Raw genomic sequence first — 16,958 nt, forward strand, 5'->3', positions numbered from 1 at the left:
CCTTCGATGCGCATCAGCGCGTCAGGCTCTGGCTGAACAATGGATTGACCAGCTGTAGGTAGGTGGGTTCATCGCTGTCGCCGAGCAGCATCGCCCGGCCCGCCGGCAACCGGCCGAACCGCTGCCCGCGGATCTTGCCGGAATCGGCCGGGTTGCCCGACAACATCAGCGTGGTGGCCTGCAGGTCGTTGAGGCGCCGCAACAGCGGGTTGGTCATCAGCGCGTGCGCCGACCCGGTGGCCCGACCGGTCACGATCACCCGCAGCCCCAGGTCCTGCGCCTGCGACAGCAGGCCGATCAGGTTGGTCCACGGCCGTTGCCCCGCATACGGACCGGTCAGCGCCGGGGAATCCGGGATGGCGTCGACGTCGTCGATGATCAGGTAGTGGGTGTGTCCCTCATAGGTCCATCCGGCGAGATCTGCCGCCGACAGCCCGGCGGGCGGCCGGCGCGAGCCGATCAGCGCCGACAGGCCCAGCATCGCCGGGATCACCCGGTCGACGTTGGCGGTGTACTCGTTGTCGGCGAACAGCGGTTCGTCGACCAGGTGCAGCCGGCGGTCCAACACCGTGAACGCGACCCGCTCGGCGGTGCTGTTCTCCCGCACGGTGCGGATGATGTGCCGCAGCAGGGTGGTCTTGCCGGACTTGTTGTCGCCGAGCACCATCACCAGCGGGTTGGCGGTGAAGTCGAGTTCCACCGCAGCCAGGTCCTCTTCGCGCTGACCGATCACGATCCGCTCCGGGCCCGGCCACAGCGTCCCGACCTCTTCCGGGGCCAGGTTCGTCGGCAGCAGACGCACCGGCGGTGCGGCCAGACCGGGGTGGCGGGCGTTGATCTCGGCGATCTGGCCCAGGTCCGGTTCGGCGATCAGGAAGTGCTCGGCGGCCATCGTCAGGCCGCGGCCCGGCTGGTTGGCGGGTACCGCCTCGGCCGGCCGGGTCAGTGCCCCCGCCACCCGCACGTTGCTGTCGCGCGCGTCGTGCAGCTTCAGTTCCAGGCGCAGGCCCAGTCCGTCGCGCATCGCCAGCGGCACCTCGAGCCAACTCGGGGTCGTGACGACCACGTGGATGCCGTAGGCCAGGCCGACGTTGACCAGCTCGGTCACCTTGGCCAGCAGCGGGTTACGGGTGTTGAACTGGTCGGTGTTGTCCCGGCTGAAGGCGTACAGGTTGTCGATGACCAGGAAGACCTCGCCGTACCCGTCGTTGAGCGAACCGATGCTGCCGTCGCGGAACGCCTCCCGCTGCTGGCGGGCGGTGAGCAGTTGCTCCAGTTCGCCGAAGGTGCGCCGGATCCGCTCGGGCTCCAGCCCGGAGGCGACACTGCCCACATGCGCCAGGTCCTCGAGCCCGCGCAGTTGGCCGCCGCCGTAGTCCAGGCAGTAGAAGGTCACCTCGCGCGGTGAGTGCAGGCTGGCCGCCGACATGATGAAGGTCTGCAGCGCAGTCGTCTTCCCGGACTTGGGCCCGCCGTGAATGAGCATGTTGCCGCTGGCCGAGCGGGCGTCGAACACCAGCGGATCGCGACGCATGTCGAACGGCTTGTCGATCTCGCCCAGCGGCCAGCGCAGCTGCCGCTCGCCGACACCGGCCCGGGCCAGCGCCGAGACCAGCGGGATCGACTCGTCCAGCGGGGGCAGCCACAGCTGCGGCGCCTGCGGGCCGTAGTGCGCCAGCTGGTCGCCGATCGTCGCGATCAACTTGCGTGGCGGGGCGTGCGTCTCGTCGTCGGCTTCGACCACCACGGTGGTCTCCTCACCCGAGGCCACCGGCCCTGCGGTGAACAACTTGGGTTCCGGAATCGCGTGCATCACAACGGTTCTGGATTGCCGCGGCGGGTCGTAGATGCCGTCGACGTAGGTGCTGCGGAACTTGATCGGCGCCGCACCCGGGGCGGGCACCAGGAAGCCCTCGCCCTTGTGCTCCTTGCCGGACTCGATGTGGTAGGCGTCCTCCACCCCGATGATCTGGCGAGAGACGCTGGCGCTGGCCACTTTCAGGCCGATCCGGTAGGAGGTGTTCTTGTCGATGTCCTTGATCTTGCCGACGTCCAGGGTCTGCGAGGCGAACAGGATGTGGATCCGGAACGAGCGGCCCTTGCGGGCGACGTAGTCGAACAGCTCGGCGTACTCCGGGTGGTCGGCGAGCATCAGGGTGAACTCGTCGGCGACGATGAACAGCGTCGGGATCGGGGCCAGATCGTGGCCCGCGGCGATCGCGGCCTCGTACTCGGTCACCGAGTTGAACGCACTGCCCTGCACCTGACGGCCGGCCTCACGCAGCAGCAACTCGCGGCGGGCGACCTCGCCACGCAGCGTGTCGGCGAATCGGTCGGCCAGCGAGCGCTTCTCGGCCATGTTGGAGATGACCGCGACGACCTGCGGGAAGTGCCGGAAGATGTCGGCGCCGGCCTCACCCTTGAAGTCGGCGTAGATCACGATCAGCCGATCCGCCGAGTGCGTCGTCAGCAGCGACAGCAGGATCGCCATCAGGGTCTGGGATTTGCCGGACCCGGTCATGCCGATCATCAGGCCGTGCGGTCCCATGCCGCCCTCGGCCTCGTCCTTGAGGTCGAAGATCAGCGGTTCGCCGGTCGCGGTGACGCCGATCGGGACCCGCAGTTCCTCGTCGCGGTTCCGCGGCGCCCACAGCGCGGCCACGTCCAGCCGCGAGGCGTCGGGGATGCCCAGCATCGTGGTGAAGGTGGCGCCGCGGGTACTGGCCGATCGCAACCCGGCGTGGGTCGGGTTGGAGTCCCAGCGCGACAGCCGCCGCGCCAGGTGGGCGGCCTCCTCGGCGGTCAAAGCATCGGCCTGATCCACGTGGCGTTGCCAGCCGCCGGTCTGCCAGCGGTCGATGGCTACCGCTCGGTTTTCCCCGTCGGCCTGCCCGGCGATGCGCAGGATCGGCCGCTCGGGGTCGGAGTACTGCTCGCGGTTCGGCGCGGTGCTGCCGCGCTGCACGATGGTGACCCCGGCACGCGCCGCGCCCAGCGACGATGCCGCCACATCGAAATCGGGGTCGTCGATGATCACCAGCAGGTGCCGCGCCGTCTCGGCCGGCCCCCCGGTGAACGCCGGGCGTTCGGCCAGGGCCGGCGCCAGCAGGGCGGCCAACTCCTCGGGGCTGGACGTCAGATAGCGGGCCGGGCCGACGCCGTCCACGGAGCCGGGGATGTCGATGTGGGGCAGCCACTTCAGCCAGGACCAGTCCGCGGTCTCCAGACCGGGCGACGCCAGCGCCACCCCCAGCATGGTCGGGTCCTGCCATGTGACGGCCTGGGCGATCCAGGCCCGCAACGCGCCGCGCACGTCATCGGCGGCCGTGTCCCCCTCACCGAGCACGGTGATGCGGGAAACCTTCGTCAGGTCCAGCCCGACCGGCACGTCGCGCACCGTGCGCTGGGTGTCGAGCAGACTGCGTAAAGCACTGTGCGACACCGGTTCCAGGTCGATCTCGTCGGCGGTGTCGGTGACCCGCACCGGGCTGGCCAGCGGGACCGAATGACGGCCGGTGCGCACCACCAGGAAGTCCTCGTCGTGCGGGTCGCGCTCCCATTGCCGGCGTGAGCCGGGCACGGCGGCCAGATCCGACGGGTCGGGGTGCGACCACTCCGCGGCTGCCCGCTGCTTGGCTGCCGAGCCCCGGATGTTGTCCCGGACCACCGACAGGTAACGCAGGTAGTCGGCGCGCTCGGCGTCGACCTCGACGGTGCGGGTCTTCTTGTCGCCACCGCGGTAGATGCCCGCGGCCGCCACCAGCAGGGCGAACGGGAAGAACAGCATCACCGGGGAGATGAGCCGCATCCCGGTGGCGACCATCGCGATCACCATGCCGACGATCAGGATCACGATCACCACCGGCAGCGCACGCTGCAGGAAGGACGCCGGCACCATCCTCGGCAGCTCGGGCGGAGGCTCGATGGTGATGGTGCCCTTGTCGGTGGGCGGCGCCGGCAGCCGGCGGTGGGCCTCGAAGATCAGACGGCTCATCGGGTCTCTCCCCCGTTGGTTGCACCCAGCTCGGTGGTAGCGCGGCGAACGGGTCGTTGATCCGGCGCCAGCCCGTCGTGGGCCAGCAACGCGTCGGCGCGCGACAGCGTGGGCCCGAGGGCGAACTGCGACAGCACCGACCACGGGATGGGCACTGCGGGCCGGCTCAGCCCCAGCGCAGCCACGGTGTCACCGTCGGAACTCTCCGTGCCGCCCGGACCGCTCTCGGTGTTGACGCCGTAGCGCACCCCGGTGTCGGCGATCCAGAACAGCGGTCCCGTCGAGTGGTCTCCGGTCGGGTCGGCGCTGACGCTCTGGGCGAAGTAGCCGGTACCCGGTGCCAGCGCGACCCGGGCGGCGGTCCCGCCGACGCCGGCGCCGACCAGATCCAGGGTGCGGACACCGTCGCGCAGTGGCAGCGACGAGCCGGACAGCAGCGTCAGCGAGCTGGTGCTGGCCCCGGCCGGCCGGCTCCAGTGCGCGCAGGTGAGCGGGTCGTGCACCGCGTCGATGACACTGACCGGCCGCTCGGGGAAGCGGGAGACGTCCAGCGCGTGCGACACCGGCAGCCGGGCGACGTCGTCGGCGCCGAGCAGCGGCGGCCGGTCCATCCCGTGGGAGTCGGTGTTGCGCAGCACCGCGGCGACCACTCCGGAGATCGGCTGCAGGCCATCCGGCAGCACCGCGTAGTAGCGCAGGGTTCCCTGCTCGTTGCCCTCCAGGGCGTGCGCCGCCACGACCGCGCCCACCGGCGCGCCCGCCGGCAGGTCGAACGAAGGCTTGTCGCCGGCGCCGGGGATCATCGGTGCACTCAGCGGGGGCGCCTCCGGGATCACGTTGAACAGGCCGGTCGAGATCGACCGCGGCGTGGGAACGGCGGCACCCTTCTCACCGAGCCCGAGCGCGCCGGTGATGGCGCGGTCGGCCAGGTCGATCCGGCTGCGTTTGCCGTCCCAGAGCAGCCATGCCCCGGAACCGTTGTCGGCCAGCACCACCTGGTGCGCGTCGAGTGCGCCGGCCCGGGAGCCGCCGTCGCCCAGCGGTCCGCCGATCACCGTGACCCCGGCTTCCGAGCCGGCCACCGAGTCGCACACCGTCCAGTCCGCGTCGAGGCTGGTGTTCTGCACCATCCGTTCCGGAGCTCCGGGGATGCCGATCAGGTTGCCGCGCGGGATCTTGTCCAGCCCGGCACTTTTCACCGCGGTCGGATTGACCGGGCGGCCGGCGATCAACCGCGCCGAGGTCAGGTTCAGCACCGGGTGCAGCTGTTCCCCGACCCGTACGTACAGCGCCGAGGTCGACTTGTCCGCCAGCACCGGGTCGTTGGCGGCTGCACTGTTGGGCCAGATCAGGGTGAACACGAAGCAGCCGCCGGCGACGGTGGCCAGCACCAGCAGACCCATGAGCACCGCGCGCGCCTGTGAGCGCAGCGGCTCCACCAGCATCCGGGTGTCGTGCAGGGCCACTCCCGAGGCGATCCGGCGCATCACGAAGCGCCAGCCGCTGACCTGGTGCTTCGTGACGAAACCGCGGCGGTATTCCACGCGGTCCGGGTTCTCGTTGACCGGGGTGCGCGACGCGAAGGAGCGTCGGTCCTCGTCGGGCCGGTCGGACTGCGCGGCACTCACGCGTTCGCCTCCAGTCCCAGGCCACGCAGCAACGGCGTCACCGAGTAACGGACGTCTTCGGTCGTGATGGTCATGAGCTCCTCATCGGTGAACACCCCGGTACCGGACTGCTCGGAGTGGTCGAGCCGGAACTCGCGCTCCTCTTCCGAGCGTTCGACCAGGTTTCGCACGAACCGGCCGTTGCCGGCGATGTCCAGGCTGCGCCGGGCGATCCCGTTGGCGTCGGGGTGCGACGCCTCGGCCAGTTGGCCGAACAATGTCTGCATCTCCTCGAGCGCGGACTCCTCGAAGCGACTGTCGCGCTGTTCAGCCATCTTGTAGGCGATCTCGACCAGCTCCGGCGGCTGGTAGGACGGGAAGTCGATGCTGCGGGTGAAACGCGACCGCAGACCTTCGTTGGTGTCCAGGAACCGGTCCAGGTCGGCGCGGTAACCGGCGACGATCACCACCAGCCGGTCGCGGTCGTTCTCCATCCGCGCCAGCAGCGTGTCGATGGCGACCAGGCCGAAGTCGTTCTTGGCGCCGGTGGCCACCAGGGCGTAGGCCTCGTCGAGGAACAGCACCCCGTCCAGCGCACTGTCGATGATCGCGTTGGTCTTGGCCTCGGTCTCACCGATGTGCTGACCGATCAGGTCGGCACGGTGCACCTCTTTGATGTTCTCTTTCTTCAGCAGCCCCAGGCCGCAGTAGATCTTCGCCACCACGCGGGCGATGGTGGTCTTGCCGGTCCCGGGCGGCCCGGCGAACACCAGGTGGTGGGTGCGTTGGCCGACGGCCAGTCCGTGCTGCTTGCGCACCACCTCCATGGCGACCGAGCTCTTGAGCCGCTGGACCTGGTTCTTGACCTCGGACAGGCCGATGAACTCGCCGAGTTCACGTTCGGCCTCGGCCAGCAGCTCGGCCTTGCGCTCGTGGGCGGCGGGGTCGACGAAGTCCTCGGCGCTCGGCTCGGTCTCGGGGTCCCAGGGGTCGGTGCGCGCCTCGATCCGCGCCGCCGTGGTCGTGACGATCCCGAAGCTGGTGTCCAGCAGGGCCTGTTGGGCCTGCTCGTTCTCCGGGTTGGCGGCGTAGAGGTCCTGCAACACCTCCTCGGCCGTCTCGTCCTCGCCCTGCGCCCGCAGGATCAGTCCCTTGGCCAGTGCCCCGTCGGTGGCCGCGACGGCGATCGGGCCGTCGGGCTCCTCCAGGTAGGACAATGCCGGGGCGTACATGCCCAGCCGGGCCAGGGCGATGCCCAGCGCGATCTTGGCGGCGTGGCTGAACAGCTCGTCGCGGTCGGGGTCGTTGACGATCGGGGTCAGCAGCTTGACCATGTCCGACCACCGTCCCGCGTGGTGGTTCACCGCGATCGCCATCCAGCGCGCGTCGTTCCAGTTCGGGCGCCGCGCGGTGATCGCGGCGACCAGCTCGTTGGCCTCCCCGCAGCGGCCGGCCATCGCCAGCTGGGCGGCGTGGGCGAGGTGGAAGTCGTCGGCCTCGGTGGCGCGCAGCTTCAGGTACAGCCCGGTGTCGTAGTGGAAACCCAGCGCGCCCTGCGGCAGGTCCAGTCGGCGTTGCAGCGCCCCGGCGCTCGCCGCGGTCTGCGAGACGACGGCCAGCACCCGCGGGGACTGGTCGCCGGCAGCGGCAAGGCCGGTCCAGGCGTCGCACTGTTCGTGCGCAACCCGGGTCAGAGCGGCGAAACCGGTGCGGGCGGCGGCCAGGTCGGCCGGACGTTGCCGCTGGTAAACGGGGATGCCCAGGGCACGGCAGCAGGTGGCGAACCGGCTCAGGGTCTCCTCGTCGATCCGGGGCTGCGGCGCCAACAGAGCCGCGTCACCGTTGTTCATGCGTGGCTCGCCCCTTCACCAAAATTCCCCAAGCTGACTCGGCTGAAGTTAGCATTGCATAAGCTAACTGTCGAGGTCGGTTCGGACCATCGCCGAGTGGCCTGCATCACCGCATTCCACGCTCCTACGGCAGGTAGACCCGCCACGGGAGCACCGACAACGACCCGACTCATAGCCCGACTCCTTATTGAAAATGATTTTCGATTGCTGGAACGTTACCCCATTCGGGGCCTGTTGACGACAGTGGCTGACGTCACTGAAGGCCCCTACCTTTTGACCGCCCGCACCAGCGAGTTCCGCGCCACCATCGGGCCGGCTTCGCTGTCCGGACCCGGTACGGGGCGGCCCAGGTCGCGCAGGTAATCCGCCAGCGGCGTGGCGGCCGCGGTCCAGCCCCGCTCGCCGAACCACTGATCGGCCGGCGCGCAGCGCTCGTTGTAGACGAGTTGGTGGAAGACACGGCCGTCGTCACCGGCGGCGACTTCGGCCTGCACCGCGGCTTGGAACACCTCGTCCGGCAGCGGGGTGCCGTCCTCGACCGCGACGTGGCTGCCGGGAGCCGCCAGGCTGTCGATGCCGGCGAACAGCTGCTCTTGTGCGTCGGCCGGAAGGTAGATCAACAGCCCCTCGGCGATCCACGCCGAGGGTTGGGTCGGGTCGAAGCCGGCGTCGCGGAGCGCCTGCGGCCAGTCCTCCCGCAGGTCGACGGCGACCTCGCGCCGCTCCGCGCCGGCCCGGATGCCGCGTTGGGAGAGGACGTAGCCCTTGAAAGCCAGCACCTGGGGCTGGTCCAACTCGAAGATGGTCGTCTGATCCGGCCAGTCCAACCGGTAGGCGCGGGAGTCCAGCCCGGCCGCCAAGATCACCACCTGCCGCACGCCCGCCTCGGCGACGCGGCGGAAGTAGTCGTCGAAGTAGTGGGTGCGCGCACCCTGGAAGTTGACGAAGTGCTCCCCGAAATCGCTGGTCAGCAGATCATGGTCGGGCAGGTCGCCCGCGAGCACCGCCGCCCAGTCGCCGCCGGACGTCCGGCAGAACAACTCGGCATAGGGGTCGACCGCCAATGGATCGGGCTTGCGGGCTTCCAAGGCCCTCGCCGTGGCCACGAACAAGGCGGTCGAACCGACACTCGTGGTGATGTCCCAACTGTCGCCGTCACTACGCATTAAAGGCATTCCAGTGACCCTACGCCGGAGTGGTCGGCGCGCGATCCCCGCTGGTCGCGGCGTGAACCACGCAGGTTTGTCGCGCCGTCACCCCCACTTGGCGGCTTCGGCGGTGTCGCGGGCGTTCATCATCATCGTGTTGGTCTCATGCGTGGTCGCCATCGCGTGATAGGCCCGCACCAACTCCTCCATCACCTGATTCCACTGCACCTGCCAGGCCTGATACGTCATCCCCGTATCGCCCTGCCACGCCGCCTGCAACGCCGCCTGCTCACTGGCGATATCCGCACCCACCGCCTGCAACGCACCCGCATAGCTATTCATCTCCCCGGCATGCGCCAACATCGCCGGGTAGTTGTACATAATCTGCGACATCACACAAACCCCTTCTAAACCCCGGTGTAACCCGACGCCGCCGCCGCATCGGCAGCAACATACGTCGAACCCGCATCAGCCAGATTCACCTGCGCCATATCCAGCAACGCATTCACCCGCGCCGCCATCGCCACAAACCGCGCATGCGACCCCTGAAACGCCGCCGCCGCCTCACCGACATGAAACGCCTGCGCCGACAACGCCGCCTGCTCCGCCTGCGCCATCGTCGACCGCATCAACGCCGCCTTGGCCCCAAACGCAGACTCCGAGGCCACCAACTGCGGAATATGGGCATCCAACATACTCATCGCCGCACTCCCTTCTGCTCTACCGGTTAGTCGCGTGGCGCACCGGTGCGGTTCCCGGGCACCGCGAACTATTCGCCGCAACAGCGCCGCCACGGCACCCTCCGACGGTACGCCCGGCCGAGCACTCCGAGTCAATACTTGCGGATCTATCGTCGGGAAACTGACAGGAGATACGACGTGCAAGCCCCGTATATATCCGCGATTGCGGCAGATGGAATGGCGCCCGGCCGGCGTTCAGCCGATGATGCGGTCGGCCCGGCTGTAGACGTTCATCGAGTCACCGCGCAGGAAGGCCACCAGGGTCAGTCCGGATTCGGTGGCCAGGTCCACGGCCAGCGACGACGGCGCCGACAGCGCCGCCAACACCGGTATCCCGGCCATCACCGCCTTCTGGGTGAGCTCGAACGACGCGCGCCCACTGACCAGCAGCACGTACCCGGCCAGCGGTACCCGGCCGTGTTCGAGTGCCCAGCCGATCACCTTGTCCACTGCGTTGTGCCGGCCGACGTCCTCGCGAACCACCCGCATCACCCCGCCCTCACCGACGTCGAACAGCGCCGCGGCGTGCAAACCGCCGGTGGTGGCGAAGACGTCCTGTGCGGCCCGCAACTGATCCGGCATCGCGGTCACCGCTTCGGCGGTGACGCGGACCGGGTCGTCGCCGGGGCCGTATCGGCTGGCGAGCCGCACCGCTTCCAGCGAGGCCTTGCCGCAGATGCCACACGACGAGGTGGTGTAGAAGTTGCGGGTGATGTCGACCTCGGGCGGCCGGACGTGCGGCGCCAACGTCACATCCAGCACGTTGTAGGTGTTGGTTCCGTCCGGGCGGGCGCAGTAGCGCGCGGTCAGCACGTCGTCACGACCGGCGATGATCCCTTCGGTGAGCAGAAAACCCTGCGCCAGCTCGATATCGGATCCGGGGGTGCGCATGGTGACCGTGAGCGGAACGCCGCCCAACCGGATCTCCAGCGGTTCCTCCACCGCCAGCGTCTCGGGTCGCTGCGTCGCGTCTCCGGCGGCCAGGTGGCTGACCCGTCGACGCTGCGTTATCCGGCTCATCACTCCATCATCCCGGCTGTGGTTCATGTGCGTGCCGGTTGCCCCGTAACGGCGCGTGACTCGAGCGCAGCGGGACTACGCTGCAGGAATGGTTCAGCGAAAATTCCTGGAGTGGCCGGTGATCCGGCAACTGCGCACCGGTGACGTGTTCGGCCGCGGGCCGGCGGTCACCTCCGAACGCACCCGCGCCACCGCGCCGCGAACCGCGACCGCCGACCGGGTGGTGCAGAGCGTCTGCCCCTACTGCGCGGTCGGCTGCGGGCAGCGCGTCTTCGTCAAGGACGAGAAGGTCGTGCAGATCGAGGGCGATCCGGACTCGCCGATCTCGCGCGGCCGGCTGTGCCCCAAGGGCGCGGCGAGTGAACAACTGGTCAACTCCCCGGGCCGGCAGATCACCGTGCTCTACCGGGCGCCCCGCGCCCGCGACTGGCAGCCACTGGAACTGGACACCGCGATCGACATGGTGGCCGACCGGTTCATCGCCTCCCGGCGCGACAAATGGCAGGACCACGACGCCGACGGCCGGCCGCTGCGGCGAACCATGGGGATCGCCTCGCTGGGCGGCGCCACCCTGGACAACGAAGAGAACTACGTCATCAAGAAACTCTTCACCGCCGCCGGCGCGATACAGATCGACAACCAAGCTCGTATTTGACACTCCGCCACGGTTCCCGGTCTGGGAGCCTCCTTCGGTCGCGGTGGCGCGACGCAAACCCTGCAAGACATGGCGAATGCCGACTGCATCGTCATCCAGGGCTCCAACATGGCCGAGTGCCATCCGGTGGGTTTCCAGTGGGTGGAGGAGGCCCGGGCCCGCGGCGCCACCGTGATCCACGTCGACCCGCGGTTCACCCGCACCTCGGCGGTGTGCGACAAGCACATTCCGATCCGGGCCGGCTCCGACGTGGTGCTGCTGGGTGCCCTGATCAACCACGTGCTCTCCAACGACCTGTGGTTCGGTGAGTACGTGCTCGCCTACACCAACGCCGCGACACTGGTCCGTGAAGACTTCCGCGACACCGAGGACCTGGGCGGACTGTTCTCCGGGTTCGACCCGGAGACCCGGCAGTACGACCCGTCGAGCTGGGCGTATCAGAGCCGGGACGCCGGCGAGCACGACATCGGCTCGCCCGGCGGCGGCCATGAGCACGGCAGCAGCGCGTCGGCGCGCTCGGCCGGTGAGACGCTCGGCGCCGCCGGCCCGCCGCTCGACCACGCCCGGGTGCACCGCGACGAGACCCTGCAGCACCCTCGGACCGTCTTCCAGATCCTCAAGCGGCACTACGCGCGCTACACGCCTGAGATGGTCCGCGACGTCTGCGGCATCGACCCCGAGCTGTTCGACTACCTGGCGCGCGCCGTCACAACCAACTCGGGGCGGGAACGCACCACCTGCTTCGCCTACGCGGTGGGCTGGACGCAGCACACCCTCGGCGCCCAATACATCCGCACCGCAGCGATCCTGCAGCTGCTGCTGGGCAACGTGGGCCGGCCGGGCGGCGGCATCATGGCGCTGCGTGGGCACGCCAGCATTCAGGGCTCCACCGACATCCCGACCCTCTACGACATGCTGCCCGGCTATCTGCCGATGCCCACGGCCGGCCGCGACGACACCCTCGGTGCGTACCTGGACCGAGTCGGGTCGAAGAGCCAGAAGGGTTTCTGGGCCGACGCCGACGCCTACCTGGTCAGCCTGCTCAAGGCGTGGTGGGGGGACGCCGCGACCGCCGACAACGACTGGGCGTTTGACTACCTGCCCCGGCTGACCGGAGCACACGGCACCTATCAGACCGTGACCGGCATGCTGGCCGACGAAGTGGAGGGCTACTTCCTGCTCGGCCAGAACCCGGCGGTCGGTTCGGCCAACGGCCGCCAACAGCGGTTGGGCATGGCGCACCTGAAGTGGCTGGTGGTGCGCGACCTGAACCTGATCGAGTCGGCCACCTGGTGGAAGGACGGTCCCGAGATCGCCTCCGGCGAGCTGCGCACCGAGGACATCGAGACCGAGGTGTTCTTCCTGCCGGCTGCCGGTCACGTCGAGAAAGCCGGGACGTTCACCCAGACCCAGCGGCTGCTGCAATGGCGCCATCAGGCCGTCGCCCCGCCTGGAGACTGCATCAGCGAGCTGGAGTTCTTCGTCGAGCTGGGCAACCGCATTCGCGCCAAGCTGGCCGGGTCGACCGATCCGGCCGACCGGCCGCTGCTGGATCTGGTCTGGGACTACCCCGTCGACGAGCACGGCGGCCCGGATCCCGAGGCCGTGCTGGCCGAGATCAACGGCCAGCAGTTGTCCGGTCCCGATGCCGGCCGGTGCGTCTCGGGCTTCACCGAACTGCGCGCCGACGGCACCACGTCCGCCGGCTGCTGGATCTACTCCGGTGTGTACGCCCACGGCGTCAACCAGGCCGCCCGGCGGGCGCCGCACGGCGGGCCCGGCCGCAGCCAGTCGCAGTGGGGCTGGGCCTGGCCGGCCGACCGGCGGATCCTGTACAACCGGGCGTCGGCCGACCCGGACGGGGTGCCGTGGAGTGAACGAAAACGCTACATCTGGTGGGATGCGCAAGCCGGCCGCTGGACCGGCGATGACGTACCCGACTTCGTGGTCGACCGCGCTCCGGGCGCCCGGCCGGATCCGGCGTCGGGTGGTCCGGACGCGTTGGCCGGTGACGACCCGTTCGTGATGCAGTCCGACGGCAAGGGCTGGCTGTTCGCGCCCAAGGGCGTGGTGGACGGCCCGCTGCCGACCCACTACGAACCGCAGGAGTCGCCGATCGCCAACGCGGTGTATCGCCAGCAACGCAACCCCGCCCGAATCACGTTCCCGCGCAAGGACAATCTGTCGGCCCCCAGCGCCGGCGAACCGGGCGCGGAGGTGTACCCGTACGTGTTCACCACCTACCGCCTCACCGAGCACCACACCGCGGGCGGGATGAGCCGCTGGCTGCCGTATCTGGCCGAGTTGCAGCCGGAGATGTTCTGCGAGGTCTCCCCCGCACTGGCCGCCGAACGGGGCCTGCAGAACTACGGCTGGGCGACCATCATCTCGCCGCGGGCGGCGATCGAGGCCCGCGTGCTGGTGACCGACAGGATGACACCGCTGGTCGTCGGCGGACACACCGTGCATCAGATCGGCCTGCCGTACCACTGGGGTGTGGGCGGCGACGCCGTGGTGAGCGGGGACGCCGCCAATGACCTGCTCGGGGTGACCCTGGACCCGAACGTGCAGATCCAGGAGTCCAAGGCCGGTTCCTGTGACATCCGGCCGGGCCGGCGACCGCACGGCGCGGAGCTGCTGCGCCTGATCGCCGAATACCAAAGCCGTTCCGGGGCAACACCGGAGACCGGCAACACCGCTATCGACCCGGAAAGGCGGGACTGATGGGCCAACTGTCCGGACCGACCGACCCCGCTGCCGACGCCGGCTGGTCACCGCGGCACCGGCGCAAGGGCTTTCTCACCGACACCTCGATCTGCATCGGCTGCAAGGCCTGCGAGGTGGCCTGCAAGGAGTGGAACCACAACCCGGCCGATGGCGACCTGAAGCTGCTCGGGTCCTCCTATGACAACACCGGCTCGCTGGGCGCCAACACCTGGCGGCACGTCGCGTTCATCGAACAGGGCGCCGACGCCATCGCGGAGGCTCGCGAGTCGGGCCGACGGCTGATCGATCTGGGCATGCCGAAAATGCCTGGCGCAGCACCGGATATCGCGCCGCCGGACACCGACCAGTTCCGCTGGCTGATGTCGTCGGACGTCTGCAAGCACTGCACGCATGCCGGATGCCTGGACGTCTGCCCGACGGGCTCGCTGTTCCGCACCGAGTTCGGCACCGTGGTGGTGCAGGACGACGTCTGCAACGGCTGCGGAAACTGCGTGCCGGCCTGCCCGTTCGGGGTGATCGAGCGCCGCACCGACGGTACCGCGGCGCCGAAGTCCGTCCGCGGCGCCGCTCCGGGCGGGCCCGACGCCGGGATCGCCCAGAAGTGCACCATGTGCTACGACCGGCTGGTCGACGGCGAGACCCCGGCCTGCGCCAAGACCTGCCCGACCGAATCGATCAAGTTCGGCGACCACGACGAGCTGGTGGCCGACGCCCGCGAGCGGGTGGCCCGGCTGCACGCGCAGGGCCGCACCGAGGCCCGGCTCTACGGTGCCAACGAGCACGACGGCGTCGGCGGCACCGGATCGGTCTTCCTGTTGCTCGACGAACCGGAGGTCTACGGCCTGCCACCGGACCCGCGGGTCGGCACGGCGGACCTGCCGGCGATGTTCAAGCGGTCGGGGTTGGCCGCCGCCGGGATGCTGGCAGCTGCTGCCGTCGCATTCCTGGGTGGACGTTCATGAGCACGGTTGCGGATGGTTCGCGCCGCGGCAAGCGTCGGCGCCGAGGCGGCGGCGACGGCGGCCGCGAGATGCCGATGGTGCCCGACGTGCAGTTCACCTCGTACTACGGGCGCCCGGTGGTCAAGCCCGCGCCGTGGACCCACGAGATCGCCGCGTACCTGTTCCTCGGCGGCCTGGCCGGCGGGTCCGGCATCCTGGCCGCCGGCGCCCAGCTCACCGGCCGGAAAGTGTTGCGCCGCAACTCGCGGCTGGCGGCGCTGGTGGCGATCGCGTTGAGCGCGGCGGCGCTGATCAGCGACCTCGGTCGCCCCGAACGCTTCGTCAACATGCTGCGCACCATCAAACTGACCTCTCCGATGAGCCTGGGCTCCTGGATCCTGTCGGGCTTCGGCGCGGGCGCCGGGGTGGCTGCGGCCGCCGAGGTCGATCGCATGACCGGTGAGCGGCTGCCGCTGGGCCCACTGCGGTCGGTGCTGCGGGTGGCCGAGGGACCGGCCGGTTTGGAGGCTGCGGTGTTCGCCGCGCCGCTGGCCGTCTACACCGCGGTGCTGCTGGGCGACACCGCCACCCCGACCTGGCACGGCGCCCATCGCGACCTGCCGTTCGTGTTCGTCAGCTCGGCGAGCCTGGCCTCCGGTGGCCTGGCGATGCTGACCACGCCGGTGACCGAAGCCGGACCGGCACGACGTTTGGCGGTGCTCGGGGTCATCGGTGACGTGATCGCGACACGGGCGATGGAGCACCGGATGGACCCGATCACCGCCGAGCCGCTGCGGCAGGGCCGGGCCGGGCTGATGCTGCGGTGCAGTGAAGGCCTGGCGATCGCCGGCGGTGTCGGGACGCTGCTGGGCGGGCGGAACCGCGGGGTGGCGGCGCTGTCCGGGCTGGCGCTGCTGGGCGCCTCTGCGCTGACCCGGTTGGGGGTGTTCGAGGCCGGCATCGAGTCGGCGAAGGATCCGCGCTACACCATCGAACCGCAGAAACGTCGCCTGGCGGCGCGGCGGGCAGCCGGTATCACCGGGGATTCGATCACCACTGCGGGGTGAGACGAGTCAGTCGTCGAGCTTGTGCAGCGCCGAGCCCTTGTGCATGGCGATGTGGTCGCTCTTGTCGCTCTTGATCTCGTACTGCGGTTCGTCGGGGCTCGCGCGCCGGCTGTGCCCCTTGTATTCGGTGTCTTTGGTGTGGACTTTGGTGATCTTGCCGCTCACGTGCCCGGCCTCGGAGTTCCATCGCACGTGGTCGCCGACCTTGAACTTGCTCATCGCACCTCGATCCCTGTTCCGGCAACGGTATGTCCGATCACCGGGTACCCGGGAAGCTCTCCGGCAATCAGCAGGCCGCCGGAGGTCTGGGCGTCGGCCAGCAGCAGCAGGTCGTCCTCGGTGATGCCGGGGCCGGGGTGCAACTGCGGGCGCACCCAGTCCAGGTTGCGCCGGGTGCCGCCGGAGACGAAGCCGTCGCGCAGCGCCTCGGCGGCACCGGCGATCGCCGGGACCGCGCCGCGATCGATCACCGCGCCCACTCCGGAGGCCCGGCACATCTTGTAGAGGTGGCCCAGCAGCCCGAATCCGGTGACGTCGGTGGCGGCCCGGAGCCCCGCTTCCACCGCTTCGCGTGCCGCGTCGCGGTTGAGCCGGGTCATCAGCTCGACGGCTTCGCCGGAGACCTCCCCGGTGCTCTTATGCCGGTTGTTGAGCAGTCCGACCCCGATCGGCTTGGTCAGTGTCAGCGGAAGCCCGGGTGCGGCGGAGTCGTTGCGCAGCAACTTCTTCGGGTGGGCCACCCCGGTGACAGCCATGCCGTACTTGGGTTCCGGGTCGTCGATGGAGTGCCCGCCGATCACCGGGCACCCCGCCTGTTCGGCGACGGCCAGCCCGCCGCGCAGCACCTCGGTCATCAGCTCCATCGGCAGCGTCTCCCGCGGCCAGCCCACCAGGTTGATCGCGACCACCGGGGTGCCACCCATGGCGTAGATGTCCGAGAGCGCGTTGGCGGCGGCGATCCGCCCCCAGTCGTAGGCGTCGTCGACGACCGGGGTGAAGAAGTCCGCGGTGGACAACACCGCGAGGTCGTCGCGCACCAGCACCGCGGCCGCGTCGTCGCCGTCGTCGAGCCCGACCAGCACCCGGTCGTGCGCCTGCCCGGTCAGTCCGCGCACCGCGTCCTCGAGTTCGCCGGGCGGGATCTTGCAGGCGCAGCCGCCGCCGTGCGCGTAGCCGGTGAGCCGGATGGTCATCGTTTCAGGCTAGCCA

The 16,958-nt window shown here is 69.8% G+C and carries 12 protein-coding genes; 3 read left to right on the forward strand and 9 right to left on the reverse strand.

Features of this window, described 5'->3' with window-relative positions; translation table 11 throughout:
* Positions 1-13 precede the first annotated feature (13 nt).
* The 7 genes from eccCa to fdhD form a co-directional block, all read right to left on the reverse strand.
* Positions 14-3,994 carry a type VII secretion protein EccCa gene (eccCa, locus tag AWC24_RS02670; protein ID WP_085081944.1) on the reverse strand — a complete coding sequence of 1,327 codons (3,981 nt, stop codon included), beginning with the start codon at positions 3,992-3,994 and terminating at the stop codon, positions 14-16.
* Complete coding sequence (gene eccB / locus AWC24_RS02675) at positions 3,991-5,622, reverse strand: type VII secretion protein EccB (RefSeq protein ID WP_085081945.1); 1,632 nt, start codon at positions 5,620-5,622, stop codon at positions 3,991-3,993. Before eccB ends, eccCa begins: the two co-directional genes overlap by 4 nt.
* Positions 5,619-7,451, reverse strand: a complete 1,833-nt coding sequence (gene eccA / locus AWC24_RS02680) for a type VII secretion AAA-ATPase EccA (RefSeq protein ID WP_085081946.1) — start codon at positions 7,449-7,451, stop codon at positions 5,619-5,621. Before eccA ends, eccB begins: the two co-directional genes overlap by 4 nt.
* Positions 7,452-7,717: 266 nt before the next feature.
* On the reverse strand, positions 7,718-8,617 hold the full coding sequence (locus AWC24_RS02685; RefSeq protein ID WP_085081947.1) for a class I SAM-dependent methyltransferase: 900 nt from the start codon (positions 8,615-8,617) through the stop codon (positions 7,718-7,720).
* A gap of 87 nt (positions 8,618-8,704) precedes the next feature.
* On the reverse strand, positions 8,705-8,992 hold the full coding sequence (locus AWC24_RS02690) for a WXG100 family type VII secretion target (protein ID WP_085082049.1): 288 nt from the start codon (positions 8,990-8,992) through the stop codon (positions 8,705-8,707).
* 14 nt (positions 8,993-9,006) lie between these two features.
* Positions 9,007-9,300, reverse strand: coding sequence for a hypothetical protein (locus AWC24_RS02695; RefSeq protein ID WP_041316776.1), 294 nt, complete (start codon positions 9,298-9,300; stop codon positions 9,007-9,009).
* 234 nt (positions 9,301-9,534) lie between these two features.
* On the reverse strand, positions 9,535-10,359 hold the full coding sequence (gene fdhD, locus AWC24_RS02700) for a formate dehydrogenase accessory sulfurtransferase FdhD (RefSeq protein ID WP_085081948.1): 825 nt from the start codon (positions 10,357-10,359) through the stop codon (positions 9,535-9,537).
* Positions 10,360-10,447: 88 nt separating this feature from the next.
* Between fdhD and fdh the strand changes: the two genes are divergently transcribed.
* Genes fdh through nrfD form a run of 3 tightly spaced genes read left to right on the forward strand, consistent with a single transcriptional unit; the run spans position 10,448 to position 15,749 of the window.
* Complete coding sequence (fdh, locus tag AWC24_RS02710; RefSeq protein WP_163705504.1) at positions 10,448-13,738, forward strand: formate dehydrogenase; 3,291 nt, start codon at positions 10,448-10,450, stop codon at positions 13,736-13,738.
* Complete coding sequence (locus tag AWC24_RS02715) at positions 13,738-14,703, forward strand: 4Fe-4S dicluster domain-containing protein (RefSeq protein ID WP_085081951.1); 966 nt, start codon at positions 13,738-13,740, stop codon at positions 14,701-14,703. Before fdh ends, AWC24_RS02715 begins: the two co-directional genes overlap by 1 nt.
* The gene (nrfD, locus tag AWC24_RS02720) at positions 14,700-15,749 is read left to right on the forward strand and encodes an NrfD/PsrC family molybdoenzyme membrane anchor subunit (protein WP_085081952.1); all 1,050 of its coding nucleotides are present in this window, start codon (positions 14,700-14,702) and stop codon (positions 15,747-15,749) included. Before AWC24_RS02715 ends, nrfD begins: the two co-directional genes overlap by 4 nt.
* Positions 15,750-15,755: 6 nt before the next feature.
* Here the strand turns inward: nrfD and AWC24_RS02725 are convergent, their stop codons facing one another.
* Together AWC24_RS02725 and selD are read right to left on the reverse strand one after the other, a co-directional pair.
* The gene (locus AWC24_RS02725; protein ID WP_085081953.1) at positions 15,756-15,968 is read right to left on the reverse strand and encodes a hypervirulence associated TUDOR domain-containing protein; all 213 of its coding nucleotides are present in this window, start codon (positions 15,966-15,968) and stop codon (positions 15,756-15,758) included.
* Positions 15,965-16,942 (reverse strand): selenide, water dikinase SelD, encoded by a 978-nt coding sequence (gene selD, locus AWC24_RS02730; protein WP_085081954.1) that lies wholly within the window; start codon positions 16,940-16,942, stop codon positions 15,965-15,967. Before selD ends, AWC24_RS02725 begins: the two co-directional genes overlap by 4 nt.
* Positions 16,943-16,958 lie beyond the last annotated feature (16 nt).

This window comes from Mycolicibacter senuensis, from assembly GCF_002101885.1.
Taxonomy (GTDB): Bacteria; Actinomycetota; Actinomycetes; order Mycobacteriales; family Mycobacteriaceae; genus Mycobacterium; species Mycobacterium senuense.